Here is a 21054-nt window from a genome sequence, read left to right as displayed (position 1 = left end):
ACAAAAAATACTACAATTTCCGACATTTTCTGATAATATAAAAAATTCGTTTTACATATCTATCAAGGCTCACATTCGCCACCTATATTTCGGCATCTACGGATCAGAAAGCCGCCTCCCCTTATCGGAGGCGGCATAAGATGACCTATTAGGCAGTCAGCTCTTTACCGAAAGCGTAAACGGTATTGCGAGTTTTCTTGGCTTGGTACAAGGCTCGGTCGGAAAAAACGACAATGAGGTCGGTAGAGTTAGTAAGATGGTTACCTTTCTTCCTGGACTTCTCTAAGTTCTTATAGGAAACAACCCCGGCACTGATGGTTACTTTTTGGGAGTTGATTTCGGGGCCGAAATCGTGGTTCTCCACCACTTTGCGAATTCTTTCCACGAGATTGGCTGCTCCTTCTTCACTGGTTTCCGGCAGCAAGATGGCAAACTCCTCCCCTCCCCAGCGTATAACTATATCATCCGCCCTGACATTCTTTCTTAAAATCTCAGCGATTTCTTTGATTACATTATCTCCTGCCAAATGACCATAATTATCATTGATGCTTTTAAAGCGATCGATATCAATCATAGCCAGTGAATATTCCTTTTTTAAGCCGGCGTACTTTTCGATATCAATATTAAGGCGAAGATACATAAACCCTTTATTGGGCAGACCCGTAAGAGCATCCGTATACCCTTTTACTGCTAGGTTTTTGACAAATCGACCTAAAATTATTCCGTTAAAGATTAAGACCACAACGACACTGAGCCAAACCCAGCGGGCCAATTCCAAGGGGAACAGCCAATAGATCAGATAAACCAAGAGCCATAATAATACGCCTAAAAGCGAGAGGATTGAAGGGGCATGAACCATAAACAGCTTTGAAAAACTATTTAGAATTTTTTCCATCCCACTCATCCCTTTCAACTTTTCTGTCTTCCTAATTAGTATAAGTTTCACAAATCCTAAGCATGTACTTGTGCTATCTTTCCGATAATTTATCTAAATTCTTATTAAGAATAACTCATTATTGATAATTATTCAATACACTGTCAGGCCTTTATTCTCTCTATATATACAACTATTTACCCGCTAGTAGGGTACAATAATCAAAAAGTATTTCTATTTATTATAGTAACCATAAAACCACCTAAAAGTAAAGCCGGCAAGTTAAACCCTTGCCGGCTTATTAATATTTTTCTTTAGTCATGAAATGCTTTATTTCGCGCTCATATGATTCAGAAAGGCCTGGGTTCTTTGATGCTGCGGATTCCCAAATACTCTTTCCGGATTCCCTTGTTCGATGATCTCCCCTTTGTCCATGAAAATGACCCGGTTAGCAACTTCTCGGGCAAACCCCATTTCATGAGTGACTACAATCATCGTCATGTGCTCTTCAGCAAGCTGCCTCATGGCCCTAAGCACTTCTCCGGTTAATTCAGGGTCCAGCGCTGAAGTGGGTTCGTCAAAGAGCATAATGTCCGGTTTCATGGCAAGGGCACGGGCAATAGCTACCCGCTGCTTCTGACCACCGGATAAGCGAGAAGGATAGCTGTTCAGCTTATCTTCTAAGCCAACTTTACTGAGGAGCTCTTCAGCCTCGGGGATAATTTCCTCACGCTTTACTCCCTTTACAGTTAGGGGAGCCTCAATGACATTTTCCAATACGGTAAGGTGGGGAAAAAGGTTAAACTGCTGAAAGACCATACCCATTTTTCGGCAGATCACCCGGGCTTTTGCTTCCTCGGCATAGCTAACTCTTCCCTCGGAATCTGTAGAAACCAACTCGTCACCTTCGATGGTAATGAACCCTCCATCGATAGTTTCCAGTCGGTTAAGGCAGCGCAGGAAGGTGCTTTTCCCCGAACCGGAGGGGCCAATGATGGCAACCACTTCTCCTTTATGAACCTCCAAGGAAACTTTTTTAAGAACCTCAAGCTTATCAAAATTCTTGACAATATCTATAGCACTAATCATTTTCATATATATCTACACCTACTTTCCTATTCATCGTAGGCCGCGTAGCGTTTTTCCATCTTTTGGAAGGCTACTGTTAATACCAGTGTCATGAGCAAATAGAATACACCGGCTACGATAAAAGGTGTCATGGTAAAATCACGTTGAACTAAGGCTCTGGTGGTCCGCAGCAAATCATTCATAGCCAGGACATAAATCAAGGAAGTGTCTTTGACCAGGGTAATAGTCTCATTGCTGACCGGGGGCAAAACCCGCTTGATCACCTGGGGCAAGATAATTCTGCGCATCAGCTGGCTATAGGTCATTCCTAAAGCCCTTGCACCCTCATATTGCCCCCGGTCAATGGATTGGATGCCCGCCCGGAAGATCTCGGCGAAATAAGCTGCATAGTTCAAGACGAAAGCTAATATTGCAGCTTGAAAGTCGGTAAGGGTCAGCATCTTACCAATAACCGGAATAAAAGGCAAGCCAAAATAGACAAATAAGAGCTGGAGCATCAAAGGTGTTCCTCGGAAGACCCAGATATACACCCCGATGGCTGAACGAAGAATCGAAAAGCGTGAGATTCTTCCTAAGGACAGCATCAAGCCTAAGGGCAAGGACATAATGATGGTTACAAAAAATATTTTTAAAGTGACCACCGTACCGTTAAGCATGGGACCGAGAATCTGAAGAATGTAGTCCATTATTTTCGCTCCTAGAAGTATTTCTATAGGTGATTATTAAGTGAATTTAGAGAGTAACGCTACCCTGAAGCAAAAATCTTAATTTCTGTCAAAAAAATGTAGGGAATCGCCCCTGGGCAATTCCGAAAACGTGAGTCTCACCCATTCGGAACGACGCCGGGGGCGTTCCCCACAATTGTTTTATACGATTTTCAATAGTGCCTCTTCAATTACTTAACGATATCTTCACCAAACCATTTCTTCGAGAATTCTGCAGATTTTCCTTCTGCCTTCATGGCAGCTAAGACACCTTGAAGTTTAGCCAAGAGTTCAGAATCATCCTTGCGCAGGCCCACGGCATACTCTTCTTCGCCGAAGTTATCTTCGAGGGCGGAATAAGTCCCAGGCTTAATGTTCATATAATATTTTAAAACAACCTCATCCCCAACTATTGCATCAATTCGACCAATAGCCAATTCATTTAAAGCAGACACATAATCAGCATAAGTCTTCAGCTCTTTTATGCCCTTGGCCACTTCGGGTTCAGCGTTGATAGCATCGATACTGGAGCTTCCTTCTTGGGTACCGACAACTTTTCCTGCTAAATCTGCCTTGGTCTTAATGTCTGAACCGGCTAGAACGGCAATAATCTGATGATTGGCCATGTAAGGCTCCGTAAAGAGAATGTTTTGCTTTCTATCTTCGGTAATAGACAGCCCGTTCCAGATCATATCGATTTTCTTGCTATTGAGTTCCACTTCTTTACTATCCCAATCAATGGGCTTGAATTCCACTTCCATATCCAAGCGCTTGGCGGCCTCGGTAGCCATATCGATGTCAAAACCGACTAATTTTCCACTGTCATCTCTAAAGCCCATGGGAGCAAAGGTATCATCTAAGCCGATCACGATTTTTTGAGGTGCAGCATTCTTTCCTGCCTCGCCCTTAGCATCGCTTGTATTAGGGGTAGTACCGGCATTAGAGCTTCCACAGCCGACAAGCATTAATCCCGACATTACGACAGCCATTGTTATGGCAACTATCTTCTTCATGAAAACAACTCCCTCTCTCTTTTAGCAAATATCATGATGCTATTTTACTTTAATACGCTAAAGAGGTAAAATGGTGGACTTGCGCATTATTGCAGGGTAACCTTGTTTAGCTTTGTCTTGCTTCTCTTATCGGCTTATTTTATAGTTTTTTAAGTTTGCTGGATTTCTTTGCTATATGCGCGACTTCACCTAGAAGATGGGAAAATGCTCCGAAACAAGGGGACAGGTACCTTGTTTCAACTCAGGAGCATTCGATCGTTATCCAGCTCCGTCCCGCTGCGCTTCTCGAACTGGTGGATAAGGCGATCAACGGTCATTTGTTTTCTTTCTTCCCCTTGAAGATCCATAATTATTTTGCCTTCGTGCATCATGATGGTTCGGGTGCCGAACTCCAAGGAAGCTTTCATATTATGGGTAATCATCAGGGTGCAAAGTTTTTCCTCCTCAACGATCAGACGGGTCAAGCTCATGACCTTCTTGGCAATGGCCGGGTCGAGAGCTGCCGTATGCTCATCCAGCAACAAAATCCTGGGCTTGACCAAAGTGGCCATAAGAAGGGTAAGAGCTTGGCGCTGCCCACCGGATAAAAGCCCTACCTTGTGCTTCATCCGATCCTCCAGACCCAAATCAAGGGTTGCCAGGCGTTCCCGAAGAAAAGCCAGTTCTTTTTTGGTTACACCGGGTCGCAGGCTGATCCGTTGTCCTTTGGCCAGTGCTATGGCTAAGTTCTGTTCAATAGTCATATCAAAGGCAGTACCTTTCAGAGGATCCTGAAACACGCGGCCGATATATTGGGAACGTTTATACTCGGGATCATAGGTTATATCCATTGAATCTAGAAGGATCCGCCCTTCCTCGATTTCATACAATCCGGAAATACAGTTAAAGAGGGTAGATTTTCCTGCTCCGTTCCCACCGATCACTGTTACAAATTCTCCTGCTTCCAGGGAGAGGTCTACTTGATCCAGCGCTCGTTTTTCATTGCTGCTTCCCATGCCAAAGGTTTTGCTGACTCTCATTATTTTAAGCATCCGACCCCTCACTCCTTTCACCGCGGGTTTTGATTGTTGGTTCCCTGGTGGGAAAAATGCCTTCTTTTTAAGATGGTAAACTGTTTCTTAAGCACTGGGGTGGACATGGCCAGGGCAACAATTACTGCGGAAATCAGCTTGAGGTCGGTGGCCGGCATTCCCAGCTCAAGGGCCATAGCGATGATGAGGCGATAGAGAATGGAGCCTAGGACTACAGCGCTAAGGCGGCGGATCAGGGAGTTTACACCAAAAACTACTTCACCGATCACTTCGCCGATGATTACCGAAGCCAGTCCGATAACCACCATCCCCACGCCCATACCCACATCAACAAAGGATTGATACTGGGCAATCATTGCCCCGGATAGGGCCACAAATCCATTAGCTACGGCCAAACCGACGAAAATTGTAAAATCAGTGTTCACCCCTAAGGCCCGAACCATCTGATCATTATCCCCTGTGGCCCGAACCAAGAAGCCTAGGCGCGTGTTTAGGAAGAGAAAAAGGGCAACAAGGAAAATAATCACCACGATAAGGGCGAAAATCAGTCGGCTGTAATTTCCACTAATAACCTTTTCAAATTCACTAAATACTGTGGGTTTATTCAAAAGGGCAATATTGGCACGGCCACTCAGTATCTTTAGATTGATGGAATATAAGGCAAGCATGGCAAGAATCCCTGCCAGCAAAGCTTGAATTTTTAGCTTGGTATGGAGAAAAGCGGCGATGCAACCCGAACCGCAGCCCACGATAAAAGCCAGGGCCAGCCCCAAAAAAGGGTGGCCGCTCATGCTTAACACTACGGAAGTGGCAGCACCTGTGACGAAGCTTCCGTCAACGGTCATATCCGGCATATTCAATGTTCGGAAGGACAAGAATACACCCAAGGCCATAATTGCGTAGATTAGTCCAAGTTCGATTGAGCCTAAAAAGGCGAGGAAACTCATAAGTGCTGCCACTCCTTTTCTGTATTTGAAACAGTGTTCCTGTCCCCTTGTTTCACCCTTATTTAAATACTTCGGCGGCTTGCTTGAGGATGTCCTCGGGAATGGTGATGCCGATAGAGTCAGCGGTTGTTTGATTGAGGTAGATATCCATGTCGGTCATGGATTTGACAGGGATGTCACCGGCCTTTTTGCCATTGAGGATCTCGGCGGCCATCTTAGCAGTTTCTTGGCCGAGGACGGTATAGTTAATGCCGTAGGTGGCCAAGCCGCCGTCTTTGACCAGGGAGTCCGCACCTACATAGACGGGAATTTTCGCTTTGGCTGCTGCCTGGGCAACAGCGGGCATAGCACTAGCTACTGCATTATCGATGGGAACAAAGATGGCATTGGCCTTACCGGTTAGGGAGTTCACGGCTTGAAGAACCTCGGAACTATTGGTTACGGTAGCTTCAACCACTTTGATGTTTTTCTTTGCGGCATATTCCTTGAGGTTGGCGATGACAGCAACGGAGTTGGTCTCACTGGTGTTGTATAGGGCACCAACAGTTTCAATTCCGGGAGTGATTTGCTCGGCTAACTCCATAATCTTTTCTGCTGAGACCCGGTCGGAAGTTCCTGTTACATTGCCGCCGGGTTTCTCCATGTTGGTGACAAGGCCGGAACCTATCGGGTCTGTTGCGGCTGAGAAGACAATGGGAATCTCTTTAGTTTCACTGACCACAGCTTGAGCCGAAGGTGTGGCGATAGCAATGATCAGGTCATAGTTATTCTTAACGAAGTTCTGGGCGATGGTTTTAAGGTTGGTTTGATCTCCTTGAGCATTTTGATAGACGATCTTGATCTTTTCATCATTTTTAAATCCTTGGGCGGCTAGTTCTGCAATGGTGGCTTCACGGATGGTATTAAGGGATGGATGTTCAACGATTTGCACGATCCCTACAGTCTTTTGGCCGTCTGCTTTCCCTTGACCGCCGCCCTGTCCCGTAGCGGCTGAGCCACAGCCGGTAGCCAGTAAAGATAGTGCCAGTACTCCACTTAATAATCCCGCAAGTTTCTTTTTCATTTGAAGATTCCTCCACTCTTTTTCATTTTTTGATTAAGATTGAGGGTTCTTCCCTGCAATTCCCAGCCACCCGCGGTAATGCCTGGGAGAGGTTTGTACCACATAGAAAACACCGTGCATCAAAAAACGCCTGTCCTTAAGTTTTAACCTTAAGGACAGGCGTCTAACCTGCGGTACCACCTTAATTGATGCATGAAAGCCAAAACAAAACTCCATACATCCTCTCTTGCAGGGTGCCATCACACCCTTAGCCCAGTAACGCTGGCTATGCGTCGTAAGCTACTCATTGCTTTTCGCTACGCCCTCAGGGGCCCATTTACCCGCTCCGTCACCTACCGGGCTTCCACCTACCCCGGCTCTCTCTGTGGCTGGTCTTGCGGTTTTACTTCCCCTTCGACGGTTTAGAGCTATCTTAGCATATAATTTTTACTATATCAATAGGAAAGTTCTTAAGCAGCTTGGAATATTTAGGGGATCCTAGTTAGGACACCCACTGATAAACAGTATTCTTATGTGTTTTCGCCGAATACATAGCTCGATCCGCTTTCTCAATCAACATATCTAAAGTATCGGAAGAATTATGGTCATAATAAGCAACCCCAAAGCTGCCGGTGACCTTGATCCGGGAGCTCATATATTCCACCTCCAGGTCTTCTATGCTTTTTCGCATCCGTTCCGCTACCGAAGCGGCTTGTTCGGCATCGGTATCCGGCAAACAGATGATAAACTCTTCCCCGCCATAACGTCCGATAAAATCATAGGGCCTCACAATGGTGCTTAAACATTCCGCGAATCTTTGCAATACATAATCTCCCGCCAAATGGCCGTATTGGTCATTAACCTTTTTAAAAAAGTCAATATCTACCAGAATCATGGCAAAGGACTCATCATATCGCTTAGCACGTTCTAATTCCTCTTGAAGCCGCCCCAGAAAAGCGCCGCGGTTCAAGGTCTTAGTCAGGTAATCGGTACAAGCCAAAACTTCGGCCTCATCTCTTGATTTACGCAATTCTTCCTCGGCCTTTTGGGCTGCGGTAATATCTTGAATCTGCGCAACGTAGAATTTTAGCTGTCGCTTTTCATTACGAACAGCTGAAACGGTTGCCCGCACCCAGATAATATAACCTTGCTTATGAATATATCGATTAATTGAGGTAAAGGAATCAATCTTATCGGCAAGTATCTCTTGGACATAGGAAGTATCTTTTTCTCGATCCTCAGGGTGAGTAAAATCCTTGTGAATCATATTTAGGAGCTCTTCCTTAGTATAGCCTACAATATCAGCGAAAGCTTTGTTTATGCTAATATATTTCAGATTCGGCCGGGCCACAGCCATACCTATAGCCGTGTGCTCAAAAGCACTTTTAAAGATACGGGCTTCGTCAATGTTGCTAACGGGAGTTCGGCGGTGTTTTATACTATGCCATATACAGACTCCCAAGGTTAACACAAGGAAGGATATTATTACTGGCCAAAAAGACATAAGAACACCCTCTAAATAATAATGTGCTGCCTTATCTATGTAGTTATGTTTCATTATACTATAAATTGGGTGATTTTGATCTTAATATATCATTAAGGTTTAACAAAATTCACCTGGGATTTTGACGAAGACCTTTTACAAAAGGAGAGAACTATGGCGGTATAGCCAAATAGTTCTCTCTTCTCTACTTTTGCAAAGGGGGTTATTTAATTTTCTTAATAGCTTCCTCACCAAATACCGTTGTGATAATTTTGTCATAGGGAGCCGTCTTAGTTAATTCCCCGGCATCTTGGAGGACCTTTTCCAAGACTTTCAGATCTTTTTCCAACAGAATGGGATCCTTCTTCCAACTGTTTTGGTCTTTATAACGTTTGGCAACGGTGGCGAGAATTTCCTCGCCGGCATCGGGGAAATGGGGCTTGATAGCCTTTGCTATTTCTTCCGGGGAGTGGGACTGTACCCAAAGTTGACCTTTATACACCGCATTGGTAAACTTTTGAACAATTTGGGGGTTTTTCTCTATATAGCTTTTCTTAGCAAAATATGCCGTATAGGGAACTTCACCGCTCTGCTCACCTAAGGAGGCTACAATATAGGCTTTACTATCTTTCTCCATCTCAGTGGCAGTGGGCTCGAAAATAATTACATAATCCCCTTGGCCACCTAGGAAGGCACCAGGCATGGCATTAAACTGCATAGTAGTGTCAATAAATACATCTTTTCCCGGGGTTAAGCCGTTATTGCGCAAAACGTATTGGAGAATCAGCTCCGGCATGCCACCCTTTCTTCCTCCAATGATGGTCTTGCCTTTTAAATCACTCCATTTAAAGTCCGGATCGGCTTCTCTGCCCATCAGGAAAGTTCCATCACCATTGGTCAATTGGGCAAAGACTATGGCATTATCTTCTTTGCCTTCATTATAAACATAGATACTTGCTTCCGGTCCGGCAAAGCCGATTTCAACCTGATCAGTCAAAACCGCGGTCATGACTTTATCTGCGCCGCCACCATTGAAGAGCTCTACTTCCAGACCTTCTTCTTTAAAGAAACCTTGGGTCAAGGCTGCATACTGCGGTGCATAAAAGACGGAGTGAGTGACCTCCGATAATCTGATCTTAGTAAGCGTTTGATCCTTGCTTCCTACATTGCTGCACCCGGATAAGATAAGTGCAGCTACCAGAATAATCACACTAAGTAACCCAAGTCCGCGTTTCATATAGGCCCTCCTTAAAATATGTTTATTGATCCCTTTGTGGAATACCTTTTATGCCGCTATGCAGCATTAGGATTATTTGATGATGAAAAATATCCGACTTTCTGATTAGGTACATGATATAAGCTATTGTGGCTTCTTAATAATCAGCTTTTCAAATAGAACCACCCCCTGATACATTAGGGCTGCGGCTATACCAAGGATAAAGACACTGGTCATAACCAAATCCAACTTAAACACCTGCCCACCATAGACAATGAGATAACCCAGCCCGGCTTTTGATACGAGAAACTCACCGACAATTACACCTACCCAAGAGAGACCTACGTTAATTTTTAAGGCGCTGACGATTGTAGGAAAAGAAGCCGGGAGAAGGACCTTGGTAAGAACTTGGGTCTTGGTTCCGCCAAAAGTGTGAACCAGTTTGATTTTCTCTTGGTCAATGGCCAAGAAGCCGTTGAGCACTTCAAGGATCGTAACAATCAGGGAAATCGCCAGGGTCATAACGATAATGGCCGCCGGACCGGCCCCAATCCAAACGATAAAGATCGGTCCCAGAGCAATTTTCGGCAGGCTATTGAGGATGACCAGATATGGTTCGGAAACCTTGGAGATGAACTCCGACCACCAAAACACGATGGCGATGATGGTTCCTAAAATGGTCCCCAGCAGAAAGCCCACAATGGTTTCGATGCAGGTAACGGCAATATGGTGAATCAACACTCCCTCCGCGTGCAGGGTGGCAATAGTCCGAAGTACCCGGGTAGGCTGGCTGGTGATGAAAGGATCAACTATTTTGCATCGTGCAAAGATTTCCCAAAGTCCTATCGCCAGGAATAGGATCAATGCTTGGGTTACCCGGACCTTGATCTTATCCATCCGGACTTTCCTCAGAAAGGCTTTATGCTCAGAAGAAATGTTAGACATGAACATCCAGCTCCTTCCATATTCCTTGAAAGTAGGTCCGAAATCCTGGCATCTCACGGGATTTTAAGGGCGTTCTTTTTTCAAGACCAATATTAATCCCATAGACCTTTTTTACTGTGCCGGGCCTCTTGGTTAGGACAATTACCCGGTCCGACATACTGATGCTTTCTGCGATGTCATGGGTGACCATAATAGCGGTTTTGTGCTCCTTTTTGATAATGTCGTAGATGTCCTCATTTACTGCCAGACGGGTTTGATAATCCAGCGCCGAAAAAGCCTCATCCAAAAGTAGAATTTGCGGATTGGTTACCAGGGTACGAATCAGGGCTGCCCGTTGCCTCATCCCACCGGAGAGCTGGCTTGGATACTTATTGCGGAACTCGTAAAGCCCATAGGTTTGCAAAAGGTGCTCTGTATAAGCCTTGGCCTCAGGAGTAATGGTTTTTTGAATTTCTAAACCCAGCTGAATGTTTTGCAGAATGGTCCGCCAATCAAAGAGGTGATCCTTTTGCAGCATATACCCGATTTTTTTTGATGTTCCAGTTACTACCTCACCATCAATGAGAACTTTTCCTTCCGTGGGGGAAATCAAGCCGCTAATAATAGACAAAAGTGTTGATTTGCCACACCCACTTGGACCGACAACACTGATAAATTCACCCTCGTAGACATCAAGATTGATATCCGTTAGGGCGTTGATTTCCCCGTTTAGAGATTGATATTTCATGCCAAGGTTATGTAGCTCCACAACCTTCCTCAATGGTCATCCCCCCTTTTCTTTGCAAGCTTTAGCCGACTCGTCCGCAGATTGGATAAGTTCTTCGAATCACTTGATCTGTAATAGTGTATTGAAACCCTTAGGAATGAGTGAGTGTTCCGGCATAAAAAAATCCCCTTCTCGTTGTCGAGAAAGGGTTCTTAAATAACCTTGATATTCTCCTGAACACCCCGGTCGATTCGGATAATCTGGCTCCCCAGTATCTCCGCCTCCCGAAAATCGTGGGTTACCATAATAAAGGGGATCTGCCATTGGTTCTGCACTCTGAGCAATTCCTGTTGAAGAAGTGCCCGGGTATCGGGGTCAAGAGCCGATAAAGATTCATCTAAAAGAAGAAGCTCCGGTTCGGTCATCAAGGCCCGTGCCAGGGCTACCCGCTGCTTTTCGCCTCCCGAGATCTGGCTGGGATAGCGTTTGCAGAGATGTCCGATCTTGAGGAGGTCCAATATTTCCGTGACAGAAAGGCTTTTCCTTAGGTCAGACCCCTCTTGCGGCTTCCCATAAAGCACGTTTTTTTCGATATTCATATGAGGGAAAAGGGCATAGTCCTGAAAAACATAGCCAATCCGTCGCTTGCGTACCGGAAGGTTGATTTTTTCTGCTGAGGAGAAGATAGTTTTGTCATTAATCAGTATTTCTCCTTGAGAGGGCTCTTGCAGCCCGGCCAAACATTGAAGGATTGTGGTTTTACCCGCCCCGGACGGACCAACAATAACAAGTATATGATTGTCCACCAGAAGATCTACTGCCAGGGTAAAAGTCGGAAGCTCTTTTTGAAATTTGGCCTTGAGCATTAAGCTTCCCTCCCCTTAGCATGGTTTGAATTACCTTTGCTTTTACCCCAGTGATTCAACCCGAAAATTACCAAGAAGCTAAACAAAACCATGATTGAGACAAGAACCCAAGCTTCCCGGGCATTCCCACTTTCACTGGCGAAATAAATGGCTAAGGGCATGGTTGAAGTCTTACCGGGGATATTGCCGGCCAGCATTAGCGTTGCCCCAAATTCCCCCAGAGAACGAGCAAAGGCGAGAACAAACCCTGCCACCAAGCCGTTCCAAGCTAAAGGAATGGTGATCGTGAAAAAGACCCGCAACTCCCCCGCGCCCAAGGTCCGGGCGGCCCTTTCCAACTGGGGGTCCACACTTTCAATGGCTGCCTTAACAGATTGATACATCATTGGAAAAGAGACTACCGCAGCGGCAATTACCGCCCCCCAAATGCTGAAAATCACGGTAACATTGAACAATTCCGCCAACAGCTTGCCCACGGGACCGTTTTTGCCAAAAAGATATAAAAGGACAAATCCTACCACAGATGGAGGCAGAACCAAAGGCAGAGTAAGAAATGATTCTACGAGTGCCTTCCCCGGAAATTCCCGTTTGGCCATCAGAGCCGCGATGGGGATAGCAAAACAGACCACAATCAGGACTGCGGCTATAGCAACTTTTATGGATAAAATAATCGGCGAAAAATCAAAGTCCATTGCTTATTCCTCATTTAAGCGCCAGTTTTACAGTTATTTTAGGTTCCCGGTTTTGAATCCATATTTAGCAAAGACATTTTGGGCTTCAGCGCTTTGCAAGAAGGCTAAGAACTCCCCGGCTACCTCTTTATTCTTGGTAGCGGAAACAATTCCCGCCGGGTAAATAATCGCGTTATGACTATCGGCGGGGAAAGTTTCTACCACCTTGACCTTCGTGGAACCCTGGGCATCCGATTGATAGACTACTCCGGCCTCGGCATTGCCTGTCTCTACATAATTTAACACCTGAGTTACATCCTTGGCCATGACAAATTTTGGTTGTAAACTATCCCAAAGGCTAAGTGAAGCAAAGGCTTCCTTGGCGTATTTCCCAGCCGGTACAGATTCCGGCGTTCCTATACCGATCTTGGCAACACTTGCTTGGGTTAAGTCCCGGATGGTTTTAATATCGGTATTATCCGCTCCCACCACAAGAACCAAATCATTACCCACTAAATCCACAACACTGTCCTTAATCATCAAATTCCTGTCCACAAGAGCATCCACTTGAGACTTCCCGGCAGAAATAAAAAGATCTACCGGAGCCCCTTGTTCGATCTGCTGCTGAAGAGTACCTGACCCACCAAAATTAATCGTCAGCTTTACTTCCGGTTTTTTATCTCCATAAAGGGTTTTGATCTCTTCCATCGAATCTTTTAAACTGGCTGCAGCAGAAACAATCACTTCTGTTTTCTTATTTTGACTTGAATTAGCGCTATCATTAGAGCCGGAGCCGCTGTTGCCGGCACAACCACTTAAGACAAGTGCCACAGCTAAACCCGTGAATGCCATAACTTTAGTGAATTTTATCATATTTATGCCCCCCAAAAAAATAATTTAATTGCTATTACTCACCTTTTCCTAGCTAAAAAATAACACCCCCAAAACGAGAGTGCGCTACGGCATGCTTAAAATAAGCGTAGACCGCCACCTCCTTCTCAAAAGTGAAGGCATATTCGTTTCCGAATATACCCCGAGGGCTAACCAGCCCTGGCCTTAAACCTTAGAAACCATTAGGTTGTCCGGCTCGGAGATAATCATTATTAAATTATATCGGCCTTTACACAAATTCATTTACATTCCCAATTTAAAGGCTAATAACTAAACATAAGCTAACTAAACCTAACTTTAGCTACATTATATTATATGCTATAATTAATATCAAGATATAAAGCCATAAATAAACGTACTAAAGGGGAGATACCTTTGGCCAATGTGACCTATACTCCTGAGGAAGTCGCAAATATCCTTAAGATATCTAAATTCACCGTCTATGAAATGATTAAACGGGGAGATTTAAAAGCTTACCGTATCGGACGAAAATTCCGTATTGAAAGCCTTGATCTGGATAATTACATCAGTAAATCCAAAGGACGTAATACTGCTTCATCCGACCCCTCGGTAATCCCTTTGCCCCTGTCGCCGGCTTCACCTGCTATTCCTCTTTCACCTTCGGAGGCACCTGCGGCACCGGCACCTTCCGCAGCCACTCGGGGCCTTACGGATCAGGGCTTAGTCATCTGCGGGCAGGATATTATTTTAGATATTTTAACCCGCCATTTACAAAAGCAATTCCCCCAGGTTCGATTCTTACGTCAATACAGCGGCAGCCTGGATGGCCTGATTGCTCTTTATCGGGGCCAAGCCAATGTTGTTACAACCCATTTGTGGGATAGCCATACGAATGATTACAATCTACCTTATGTTCGGTATTTATTACCTGGGCATCCTGCCTGCGTGATTAACCTGGTGTACCGTATGGAAGGCTTCTATGTGGCCAAAGATAATCCGAAAAAGATCCTTACCTGGAGTGACTTGGCTAGGCCGGATGTACGCTTTGTTAATCGTGAACGCGGCTCGGGAGCTCGGGTTCTTCTTGATGAACAGATCCGCCTTGGTAACATCCCACATCAGTCCATTCAAGGTTATGAAGATGAAGAAATGTCCCATATGACTGTAGCCAGCCGTGTGGCTCGTGGGGAAGCGGATGTAGGACTGGGGATCGAAAAAGCTGCCATGCAAGTCAGTTCTCTGGACTTTATTCCCTTGCATAAGGAGCGTTATGATATTGTTGTCCGCAAAGAGGATTTGTCTATGCCCCATTTCCAAGCTTTATGGAGTATTTTAAGATCAGATGCCTACCGCAATGAGGTGGCCGGGATCGGCGGCTATGATATTTCGGATATGGGGAAGGTCATGGGAGAAGTGTAGGGAACGGCACAGGCCGTTCCCTACATCCGAGTCTTGATCCGCTCAATAGCTTTCAGAGTATTTTCACGGGTGCCAAAGGCAGTGAGGCGGAAATAGCCTTCGCCGTTGGCTCCAAATCCCGCACCGGGTGTTCCAATGACATGAGCTTCTTTCATAAGCTTATCGAAGAATTCCCAAGAGCCCATCTCCTTTGGTGTCTTCACCCAGATATAAGGGGCATTGACGCCGCCAAAGACTTTAAAGCCTGCTTCCACTAATCCTTCCCGAATAATACGGGCATTTTCCATGTAGTAATCGATGGTTTCGCGGATTTGCTTCTTCCCTTCTTCGGTATAAATAGCAGCGGCTGCTGCTTGAACAGGATAGGACACACCGTTGAACTTGGTGGTTTGTCTCCTTAGCCAGAGTTTATTGAGGCTATGACCCTCCCCTTTGGAGTCATAGACGAGTAGATCCTTAGGCACAACGGTATAAGCACAGCGGGTCCCGGTAAAGCCGGCGGTTTTGGAGAAGCTGCGGAATTCAACAGCCACTTCCCGGGCTCCTTCTACTTCATAAATGCTGCGGGGAACTCCTTCTTCGCGGATAAAAGCTTCATAGGCCGAATCATAAAGAATAATGGATTTGTTTTCCCGGGCATAATCAATCCACACCTTCAGCTCATCTTTAGTCAAGGTCATTCCCGTTGGGTTGTTGGGGAAGCAGAGATAGATCATATCCACAGGCGTCGTCGGCAAGGCCGGCTTCATGCCATTTTCCTCGGTACAAGGTAAATAGACGATTTTGCCATATTGCCCCCGCTCTGAATCATAGCTGCCGGTTCGACCCGCCATAACATTGCTGTCTACATAGACCGGATAGACAGGGTCCGTCACCGCCATTATGTTCTCTACGCCAAAAAGTTCTTGGAAATTTGCAGTATCACTTTTCGCTCCATCACTGACAAAAACCTCGTCCTTTTCCAGTTGAATTCCACGGGAGCTATATTCATTGGCAATAATCAGTTCGATGAGGAAATCATAGCCCTGTTCAGGACCGTACCCCCTAAAGGTTTCGGCCTTGCCCATTTCGTCCGCGGCTTTCTTCATGGCTTCCACAACTACAGGAGCCAGAGGTCTGGTAACATCGCCAATTCCCAAACGGATAATATCCGCTTGGGGATTTTGCTTTTTAAATTCATTCACTCTACGTGCTATTTCCGAAAAAAGATAACTTCCGGGTAGTTTTAAGTAGTTTTCATTTATTCTCGCCATGGTCTCCAGTCTCCCTTCGCAATCCTCTACACCTTCCGTGTATTGCTTAAATTATAGACTCTCTCCCCTGCTTTTGGCAAATTTATAGAAAAAGCCGGAGCAGATACTTAAATGGTCTGGACAAAGATATTGACAATACCGGGGTCAAATTGGGTTCCGGCGCAGCGGATGATCTCCTGAATAGCTGCTTCTTGGGATTGGGCTTTTCGGTAAGGGCGGTCATTGGTCATGGCGTCAAAGGTATCGGCTACGGCTAAGATCCGGCACTCGATGGGGATTTCCTCACCCTTCAGCCCCAGGGGATAGCCGGTGCCATCCCAGTTCTCGTGATGTTTAAGAACCAAATCGGCAATAGGATAGATATCCTGAGTAGATTGGGCAATTCGATGACCGATCTGGCAATGCTCCTTCATAACCTCCCATTCTTCTGTAGTTAAGCGTCCTTTTTTAAAAAGGATGTGATCGGGAATTCCCACTTTGCCAATATCGTGGAATTGAGCAAACAGCTTCAGATCGGATAGGCGTTTCTCAGGCAAACCTACTAATTTTCCGGTTCTAACAATCAGATTTTGGACCCGTTCCGCGTGACCTTCGGTGATAAAATCGCGAAACTCCAAGGCCTTTGACAGGATTTGCACCTGCGAATTGCGGGTGCTGTTATTGCTGTGGAGTTTTTCCCTACCCATGGCATCGTCGGCTTGTCTAAGTAAATCACTTATTTTAAATCCGGAGGGCCCTGAACATGCGTAGCCTAAGGAAAGGTCAAGGAGCAAACCATCACGATCTTGATTATATTTTTGTACATTCCGCCGGAAGAGTTGGCAAGCTTGTTCTAAATTAATATCTTTATTTTTCTCAATAACCACTGCGAACTCGTCGCCACCGATTCGAGCAACCAAATAATCTTCAAAACATTCGGCGAGCAGTTTGGCAGTATTGACCAACACCTTATCTCCGGCTTCGTTGCCAAAGGTTTTATTAACGAGGTTTAGCCCATTAACATCACACAAAATCAGGCCGATTTCTTTGCTTGGGTCAGCTTCGTATTTGCGCAACTCCTCTTCAAAATAAACCCGATTATATAATCCCGTTAAGCGATCATGAAAACTCAGATATTTTAGCTCCGCTTCAGCCTTCTTCCATTCGGTAATATCAATAATGGACAAGACAGTCTGGGTTGTTTGCGGAATTACAACCGCTGCAGCGATTACATTTTTTTGATAACCCTTGCTGTCTTTAAACTCTACTTCAAATTGATGTGGTACATCTTGCTGATTCAAAAGCCGCTTGCGGTTATACTCCTGCAAGCGTTCCACTTCACCAGCCGGGAGAAACTCTGCTAAATTAGCAACATGGTCCAATTCCTCGCGTGGAAGTTCAAAAATCTTCTGAGCTTGGGGATTGGAAAGGAGGACTTTTAAATCTTCATCAATAATTAACAAGCCACTTCCGGAATGATTAAAGATAGTTCGATAACGATTCTCCGACCAAATTAGTTTTTGCTGAATCCTTCCCTGTTCTACGGCGTTTGCGAAGGTTTCCGTAACCAGCTTTAAAGGGTTTAAAATTTCTTTAAAGGGAATTCCGCCTGAGGAGATATTCGCAATATTCAAGGTTCCCAACAAAGCACCTTTAAAATTCAAGGGTAAAGTAATTATGGAATCTTTTTTAAAAACATCATTTAAAAAATTATCTATTTCAAGAAATTCGGTGTAAGGGGCCTTTCGGCAAAATATTATTCCCTTTTCTAAGCATGGCCTTAATGCTGTAAAGGTGACTTCAGGAATAGGACATTTATCATATTTCTGCCGAATTTCGGCAGCCCTTACATATTCTTTTAGATTCTTACCAAGATGGAGGCAGACATAATCAGCCTTAAATAGCTTTAAGATATCTTGGAGAGATTCTTCGGCTGCCTTTTTGAAGTCCTCTTGTGTGTTAAAGCGGGCGGAAATATTGGCGAGGCGCTCTTCAAATTTGAGCTTGCGGATTACCATTTCCTCCGCCTCATAACGACGAACGGTCTTCTCCAAGACCCTTTCCAGGTTATGACGATAAATAGCCTCTGCTACCAGGGGGCGGATATTTTCGATGAACTTAATTCCGTCCTGAGAAATCGCCCCTGCTTTGGGATCGGCAATATGGATAACCCCGACTACTTTATCCTGATGTTGTAAAGGGATAACAGCTAAACTCTTATAATATTTATTGGCGCAAACGCCCCGGAAGCTGCGTAATTGCTCATTATCGAGATCAGCTAGATAATGAAGAAAATCGGGGGCATAGTATGTACCTGAGTCATAGATATGTTCTTGATCCTCACTATTAAACTCTTGTTTTAGCACCCTTAAGCAAACACACTCATCTTTATCCACGGAAACGCAACTTTCAGAAGAGATAAAATCCTCATCAAATCCTCTGGAGACCACATAAGGTGCCAGACCGGCCTCTCTGAGCACTCTAATACCGATATTCTCACACCCTGTCCAGCCGCTGAGAAAATCGATTACTCCATCCAAATATTCTTCAAGGGAGTTCTTATCACTTAGCTGATTAAGAAGATTGAGTATCGCTATGAGTCTAACTTCTTGAATATCCCGCTGCATTTTCAATTCCTCCTCGGCGGTATTGAATATGGCAATGCCAATGAGGTGTCCCTTATGAACCAACCTTATAGTACTGATTAGCCAAAACAATAAAATTTCCTTCTGAACTATTTTTATTTTTTTAATTTTAATATTTAAAAGATCGTTTCATAATATATGCAATTTTTATTTGGCAATGACTAAAAAAGGCAAATAAAAATGACAAGGGGGCAAAACACCCTTGTCATTTTTATCGAGTAGACTTAATGAATTAGTATTGCTTATTTAAAGTAACGGTTCAGGAGCCCTAAGAATGCTTTGCCGTGACGGGCTTCGTCTTTGCACATTTCATGAACGGTATCATGGATTGCATCGAGGTTAAGTTTTTTAGCTAAAGTAGCGAGGTCTTTCTTACCTTGAGTTGCGCCATATTCAGCTTCCACTCTCATTTCTAAATTCTTCTTAGTATCGGCTGCAACGACTTCTCCTAAGAGTTCAGCAAACTTAGCGGCATGCTCGGCCTCTTCAAAAGCAATCCGTTTGTACGCCTCGGCAACCTCCGGATAGCCTTCGCGATCAGCTTGGCGGCTCATGGCCAGGTACATACCTACTTCTGTGCACTCGCCCATAAAGTTTGCTCTTAAACCTTCAACTACTTCCGGATCAACGCCTTCGGCAACGCCGATTCTATGCTCATCAGCCCAAACTCTTTCGGTATTGGTTTGCTCAACAAATTTTTCTTTGCCAACCTTACATTGTGGGCATTTTTCAGGAGCTTCGTTCCCCTCATAAATGTAACCGCAAACTGAACAAACAAACTTTTTCATCTTACAAATCTCTCCTTTATATTTAATCATTATTAATTTTTTGAGCTAAGTTTTGTTGCTCTCTACGTTTATTATTATATTAGAATTATTCTAAATGTCAATAGGTATTTTTAAATAAATTGCGCTCTTTGCTTAAATAATATATTTCAACAAAGCCTTTCCAGATACCTTCTTAAATAATAAAAAGTAGGCAAGTATTATTGCTCCTGCGTCAAAATGCCTTCGCTCCTGTTAAAGAAGCTAAGGTATAGGGTCTTTTTCCGGAGTAAATAAGAATAGACTTCCGAGCTTAACACTCAAAAGTCCCTTCTTAATAACATTATAGAATTGGAAAATACTGCTTAGATGCCGATGACTGGAGAAACTCCCATAGCGTAGAAGAGATAACGGCCAAGGAATTCTCCGGCAATGACGAGGGCTAAGGCCAGATAGACGGTGCCTGTGGAAAGAGTTTTTTCCTTTACTCCTTTATTAAGGGCAACCAGCAGCAAGCCGACTCCGGCAAGAGAAAGAATCCCGCTGCCGACCAGCATACCCATGCTTCCTGTCAAGATCTGAGCTGAAGCTTCTGCCGCTGCTCCTCCACCGTTCAGGCCGGAGATAAAAACAGGCAGATAGGCCAGAGGCAGGATAACTGCGGCAAGACCCAGATAAGCAAGGTTCTTCAAGCTTTTGGTCAAACTAGCCGGTGATGTGCCTTTGAGGTTAAAAATAATGACGGCGGCGGCACCTAAAACACCCATCGCCAAGGTTGTTCCGTAAAAGGCAATATAGGTGTTGAAGCTATCCCAAGCCGGACGGATGGAGGAGCTGTAAATGCTGGCCATACTGAAAACGGCTGCTAATCCCATTAGGGCCGTAACCCAGCCTAAAGCAGTGCTTTCTTTACCTTTACGCGCCAGCCACCAGAAAACGAACCAGAGGACGAGGAAGCCGCCGGCGGTTAGGATCTCCCGACTTAACCAAGAGGAGCCGAGATTAAAGATCGAGCGGGGAGCTCCCATGGGATCACCAAGATGGAATACGGAGAAGAGCAAGGCGAGGAGTGTAATGGGGCCAACAGCTGTAAAGCCAAAGCTTACGGCTTTGGAAGCCTGAGCATCTTGGTTCCCGATGCCGGCTTTGACAAGCATGAGGACGATAAACATGCCTATAGCCAGCTGACTTAACAAAGTAAAGGTCATTAGCGGCCATTCTTCTGCGAATATCATAGTTGTACCTCCTTTACCAAAGGTTAGATTTGCTTTGCATTAATAACAATATTCGGATTGGTGGTGGTTGAAGAAGGTAATCCTTTGGCATCGGCATTTTTGCCATATTTCTGCCGCAGTGCTTCAACCTCACCAAATTCAAGACAGCGCATGACGCAGGCATCTACACAGGCAGGGTTTTCCCCTTTGGCCAGTAAATCGGCACACCCATCACATTTGCCCACTTTACCTTCTTCCTCTTTGTATTGGGGAGCACCGTAAGGGCAGGACCATGTGCAAAGACGGCAACCGATACATTTGTCATGATCATGGAGCACCAG

The 21054-nt window shown here is 44.9% G+C and carries 20 protein-coding genes and 1 riboswitch; of the genes, 1 reads left to right on the top strand and 19 read right to left on the bottom strand.

Annotation, left to right across the window (positions count from 1 at the left end):
* Positions 1-148 precede the first annotated feature (148 nt).
* From AC1U9U_RS06700 to modA, 14 genes are all read right to left on the bottom strand, one after another.
* Positions 149-895 (bottom strand): GGDEF domain-containing protein, encoded by a 747-nt coding sequence (locus AC1U9U_RS06700; RefSeq protein ID WP_479959780.1) that lies wholly within the window; start codon positions 893-895, stop codon positions 149-151.
* Positions 896-1204: 309 nt separating this feature from the next.
* Positions 1205-1969 carry an amino acid ABC transporter ATP-binding protein gene (locus AC1U9U_RS06695; RefSeq protein ID WP_479959779.1) on the bottom strand — a complete coding sequence of 255 codons (765 nt, stop codon included), beginning with the start codon at positions 1967-1969 and terminating at the stop codon, positions 1205-1207.
* 20 nt (positions 1970-1989) lie between these two features.
* The gene (locus tag AC1U9U_RS06690) at positions 1990-2649 is read right to left on the bottom strand and encodes an amino acid ABC transporter permease (protein ID WP_479959778.1); all 660 of its coding nucleotides are present in this window, start codon (positions 2647-2649) and stop codon (positions 1990-1992) included.
* 209 nt (positions 2650-2858) lie between these two features.
* Complete coding sequence (locus tag AC1U9U_RS06685) at positions 2859-3680, bottom strand: amino acid ABC transporter substrate-binding protein (RefSeq protein ID WP_479959777.1); 822 nt, start codon at positions 3678-3680, stop codon at positions 2859-2861.
* 236 nt (positions 3681-3916) lie between these two features.
* Positions 3917-4711 (bottom strand): ABC transporter ATP-binding protein, encoded by a 795-nt coding sequence (locus AC1U9U_RS06680; RefSeq protein WP_479959776.1) that lies wholly within the window; start codon positions 4709-4711, stop codon positions 3917-3919.
* Between the two features lie 17 nt (positions 4712-4728).
* Entirely contained in the window at positions 4729-5658 is a 930-nt protein-coding gene (locus AC1U9U_RS06675) for an ABC transporter permease (RefSeq protein ID WP_479959775.1), read from the bottom strand.
* Between the two features lie 58 nt (positions 5659-5716).
* Entirely contained in the window at positions 5717-6721 is a 1005-nt protein-coding gene (locus tag AC1U9U_RS06670) for an ABC transporter substrate binding protein (RefSeq protein WP_479959774.1), read from the bottom strand.
* A 481-nt stretch (positions 6722-7202) separates the two neighbouring features.
* Positions 7203-8204, bottom strand: a complete 1002-nt coding sequence (locus AC1U9U_RS06665; RefSeq protein ID WP_479959773.1) for a GGDEF domain-containing protein — start codon at positions 8202-8204, stop codon at positions 7203-7205.
* 202 nt (positions 8205-8406) lie between these two features.
* Entirely contained in the window at positions 8407-9420 is a 1014-nt protein-coding gene (locus AC1U9U_RS06660; protein WP_479959772.1) for an ABC transporter substrate-binding protein, read from the bottom strand.
* Positions 9421-9543: 123 nt separating this feature from the next.
* Positions 9544-10344, bottom strand: a complete 801-nt coding sequence (locus tag AC1U9U_RS06655) for an ABC transporter permease (RefSeq protein WP_479959771.1) — start codon at positions 10342-10344, stop codon at positions 9544-9546.
* Positions 10337-11104 carry an ABC transporter ATP-binding protein gene (locus tag AC1U9U_RS06650; RefSeq protein ID WP_479959770.1) on the bottom strand — a complete coding sequence of 256 codons (768 nt, stop codon included), beginning with the start codon at positions 11102-11104 and terminating at the stop codon, positions 10337-10339. The genes AC1U9U_RS06655 and AC1U9U_RS06650 overlap by 8 nt, the downstream gene beginning before the upstream one ends.
* A 158-nt stretch (positions 11105-11262) precedes the next feature.
* The gene (locus tag AC1U9U_RS06645; RefSeq protein WP_479959769.1) at positions 11263-11916 is read right to left on the bottom strand and encodes an ATP-binding cassette domain-containing protein; all 654 of its coding nucleotides are present in this window, start codon (positions 11914-11916) and stop codon (positions 11263-11265) included.
* Positions 11916-12608: a molybdate ABC transporter permease subunit gene (gene modB / locus AC1U9U_RS06640; protein WP_479959768.1), complete on the bottom strand. Its 693-nt coding sequence runs from the start codon at positions 12606-12608 to the stop codon at positions 11916-11918. Before modB ends, AC1U9U_RS06645 begins: the two co-directional genes overlap by 1 nt.
* 33 nt (positions 12609-12641) lie before the next feature.
* On the bottom strand, positions 12642-13460 hold the full coding sequence (gene modA / locus AC1U9U_RS06635; protein ID WP_479959767.1) for a molybdate ABC transporter substrate-binding protein: 819 nt from the start codon (positions 13458-13460) through the stop codon (positions 12642-12644).
* A 102-nt stretch (positions 13461-13562) separates the two neighbouring features.
* Positions 13563-13692: riboswitch (molybdenum cofactor riboswitch) on the bottom strand.
* A gap of 161 nt (positions 13693-13853) precedes the next feature.
* Between modA and AC1U9U_RS06630 the strand changes: the two genes are divergently transcribed.
* Positions 13854-14858 (top strand): substrate-binding domain-containing protein, encoded by a 1005-nt coding sequence (locus tag AC1U9U_RS06630; RefSeq protein WP_479959766.1) that lies wholly within the window; start codon positions 13854-13856, stop codon positions 14856-14858.
* Between the two features lie 20 nt (positions 14859-14878).
* Here the strand turns inward: AC1U9U_RS06630 and AC1U9U_RS06625 are convergent, their stop codons facing one another.
* From AC1U9U_RS06625 to AC1U9U_RS06605, 5 genes are all read right to left on the bottom strand, one after another.
* The gene (locus AC1U9U_RS06625; protein ID WP_479959765.1) at positions 14879-16111 is read right to left on the bottom strand and encodes an LL-diaminopimelate aminotransferase; all 1233 of its coding nucleotides are present in this window, start codon (positions 16109-16111) and stop codon (positions 14879-14881) included.
* A 107-nt stretch (positions 16112-16218) separates the two neighbouring features.
* On the bottom strand, positions 16219-18717 hold the full coding sequence (locus tag AC1U9U_RS06620; RefSeq protein ID WP_479959764.1) for a sensor domain-containing diguanylate cyclase/phosphohydrolase: 2499 nt from the start codon (positions 18715-18717) through the stop codon (positions 16219-16221).
* 260 nt (positions 18718-18977) lie between these two features.
* Positions 18978-19523 carry a ferritin family protein gene (locus tag AC1U9U_RS06615; protein ID WP_479959763.1) on the bottom strand — a complete coding sequence of 182 codons (546 nt, stop codon included), beginning with the start codon at positions 19521-19523 and terminating at the stop codon, positions 18978-18980.
* Between the two features lie 341 nt (positions 19524-19864).
* Positions 19865-20734: a dimethyl sulfoxide reductase anchor subunit family protein gene (locus AC1U9U_RS06610; RefSeq protein WP_479959762.1), complete on the bottom strand. Its 870-nt coding sequence runs from the start codon at positions 20732-20734 to the stop codon at positions 19865-19867.
* Positions 20735-20757: 23 nt separating this feature from the next.
* Positions 20758-21054, bottom strand: a 297-nt coding sequence (locus AC1U9U_RS06605; RefSeq protein ID WP_479959761.1) for a 4Fe-4S dicluster domain-containing protein, incomplete at its 5' end; no start/stop codon positions are given.

It is taken from the genome of Desulfitobacterium sp., from assembly GCF_982384815.1.
The sequence above is the reverse complement of the archived record's forward strand: the minus strand, read 5'-3'. Positions and strand labels throughout refer to the sequence as shown.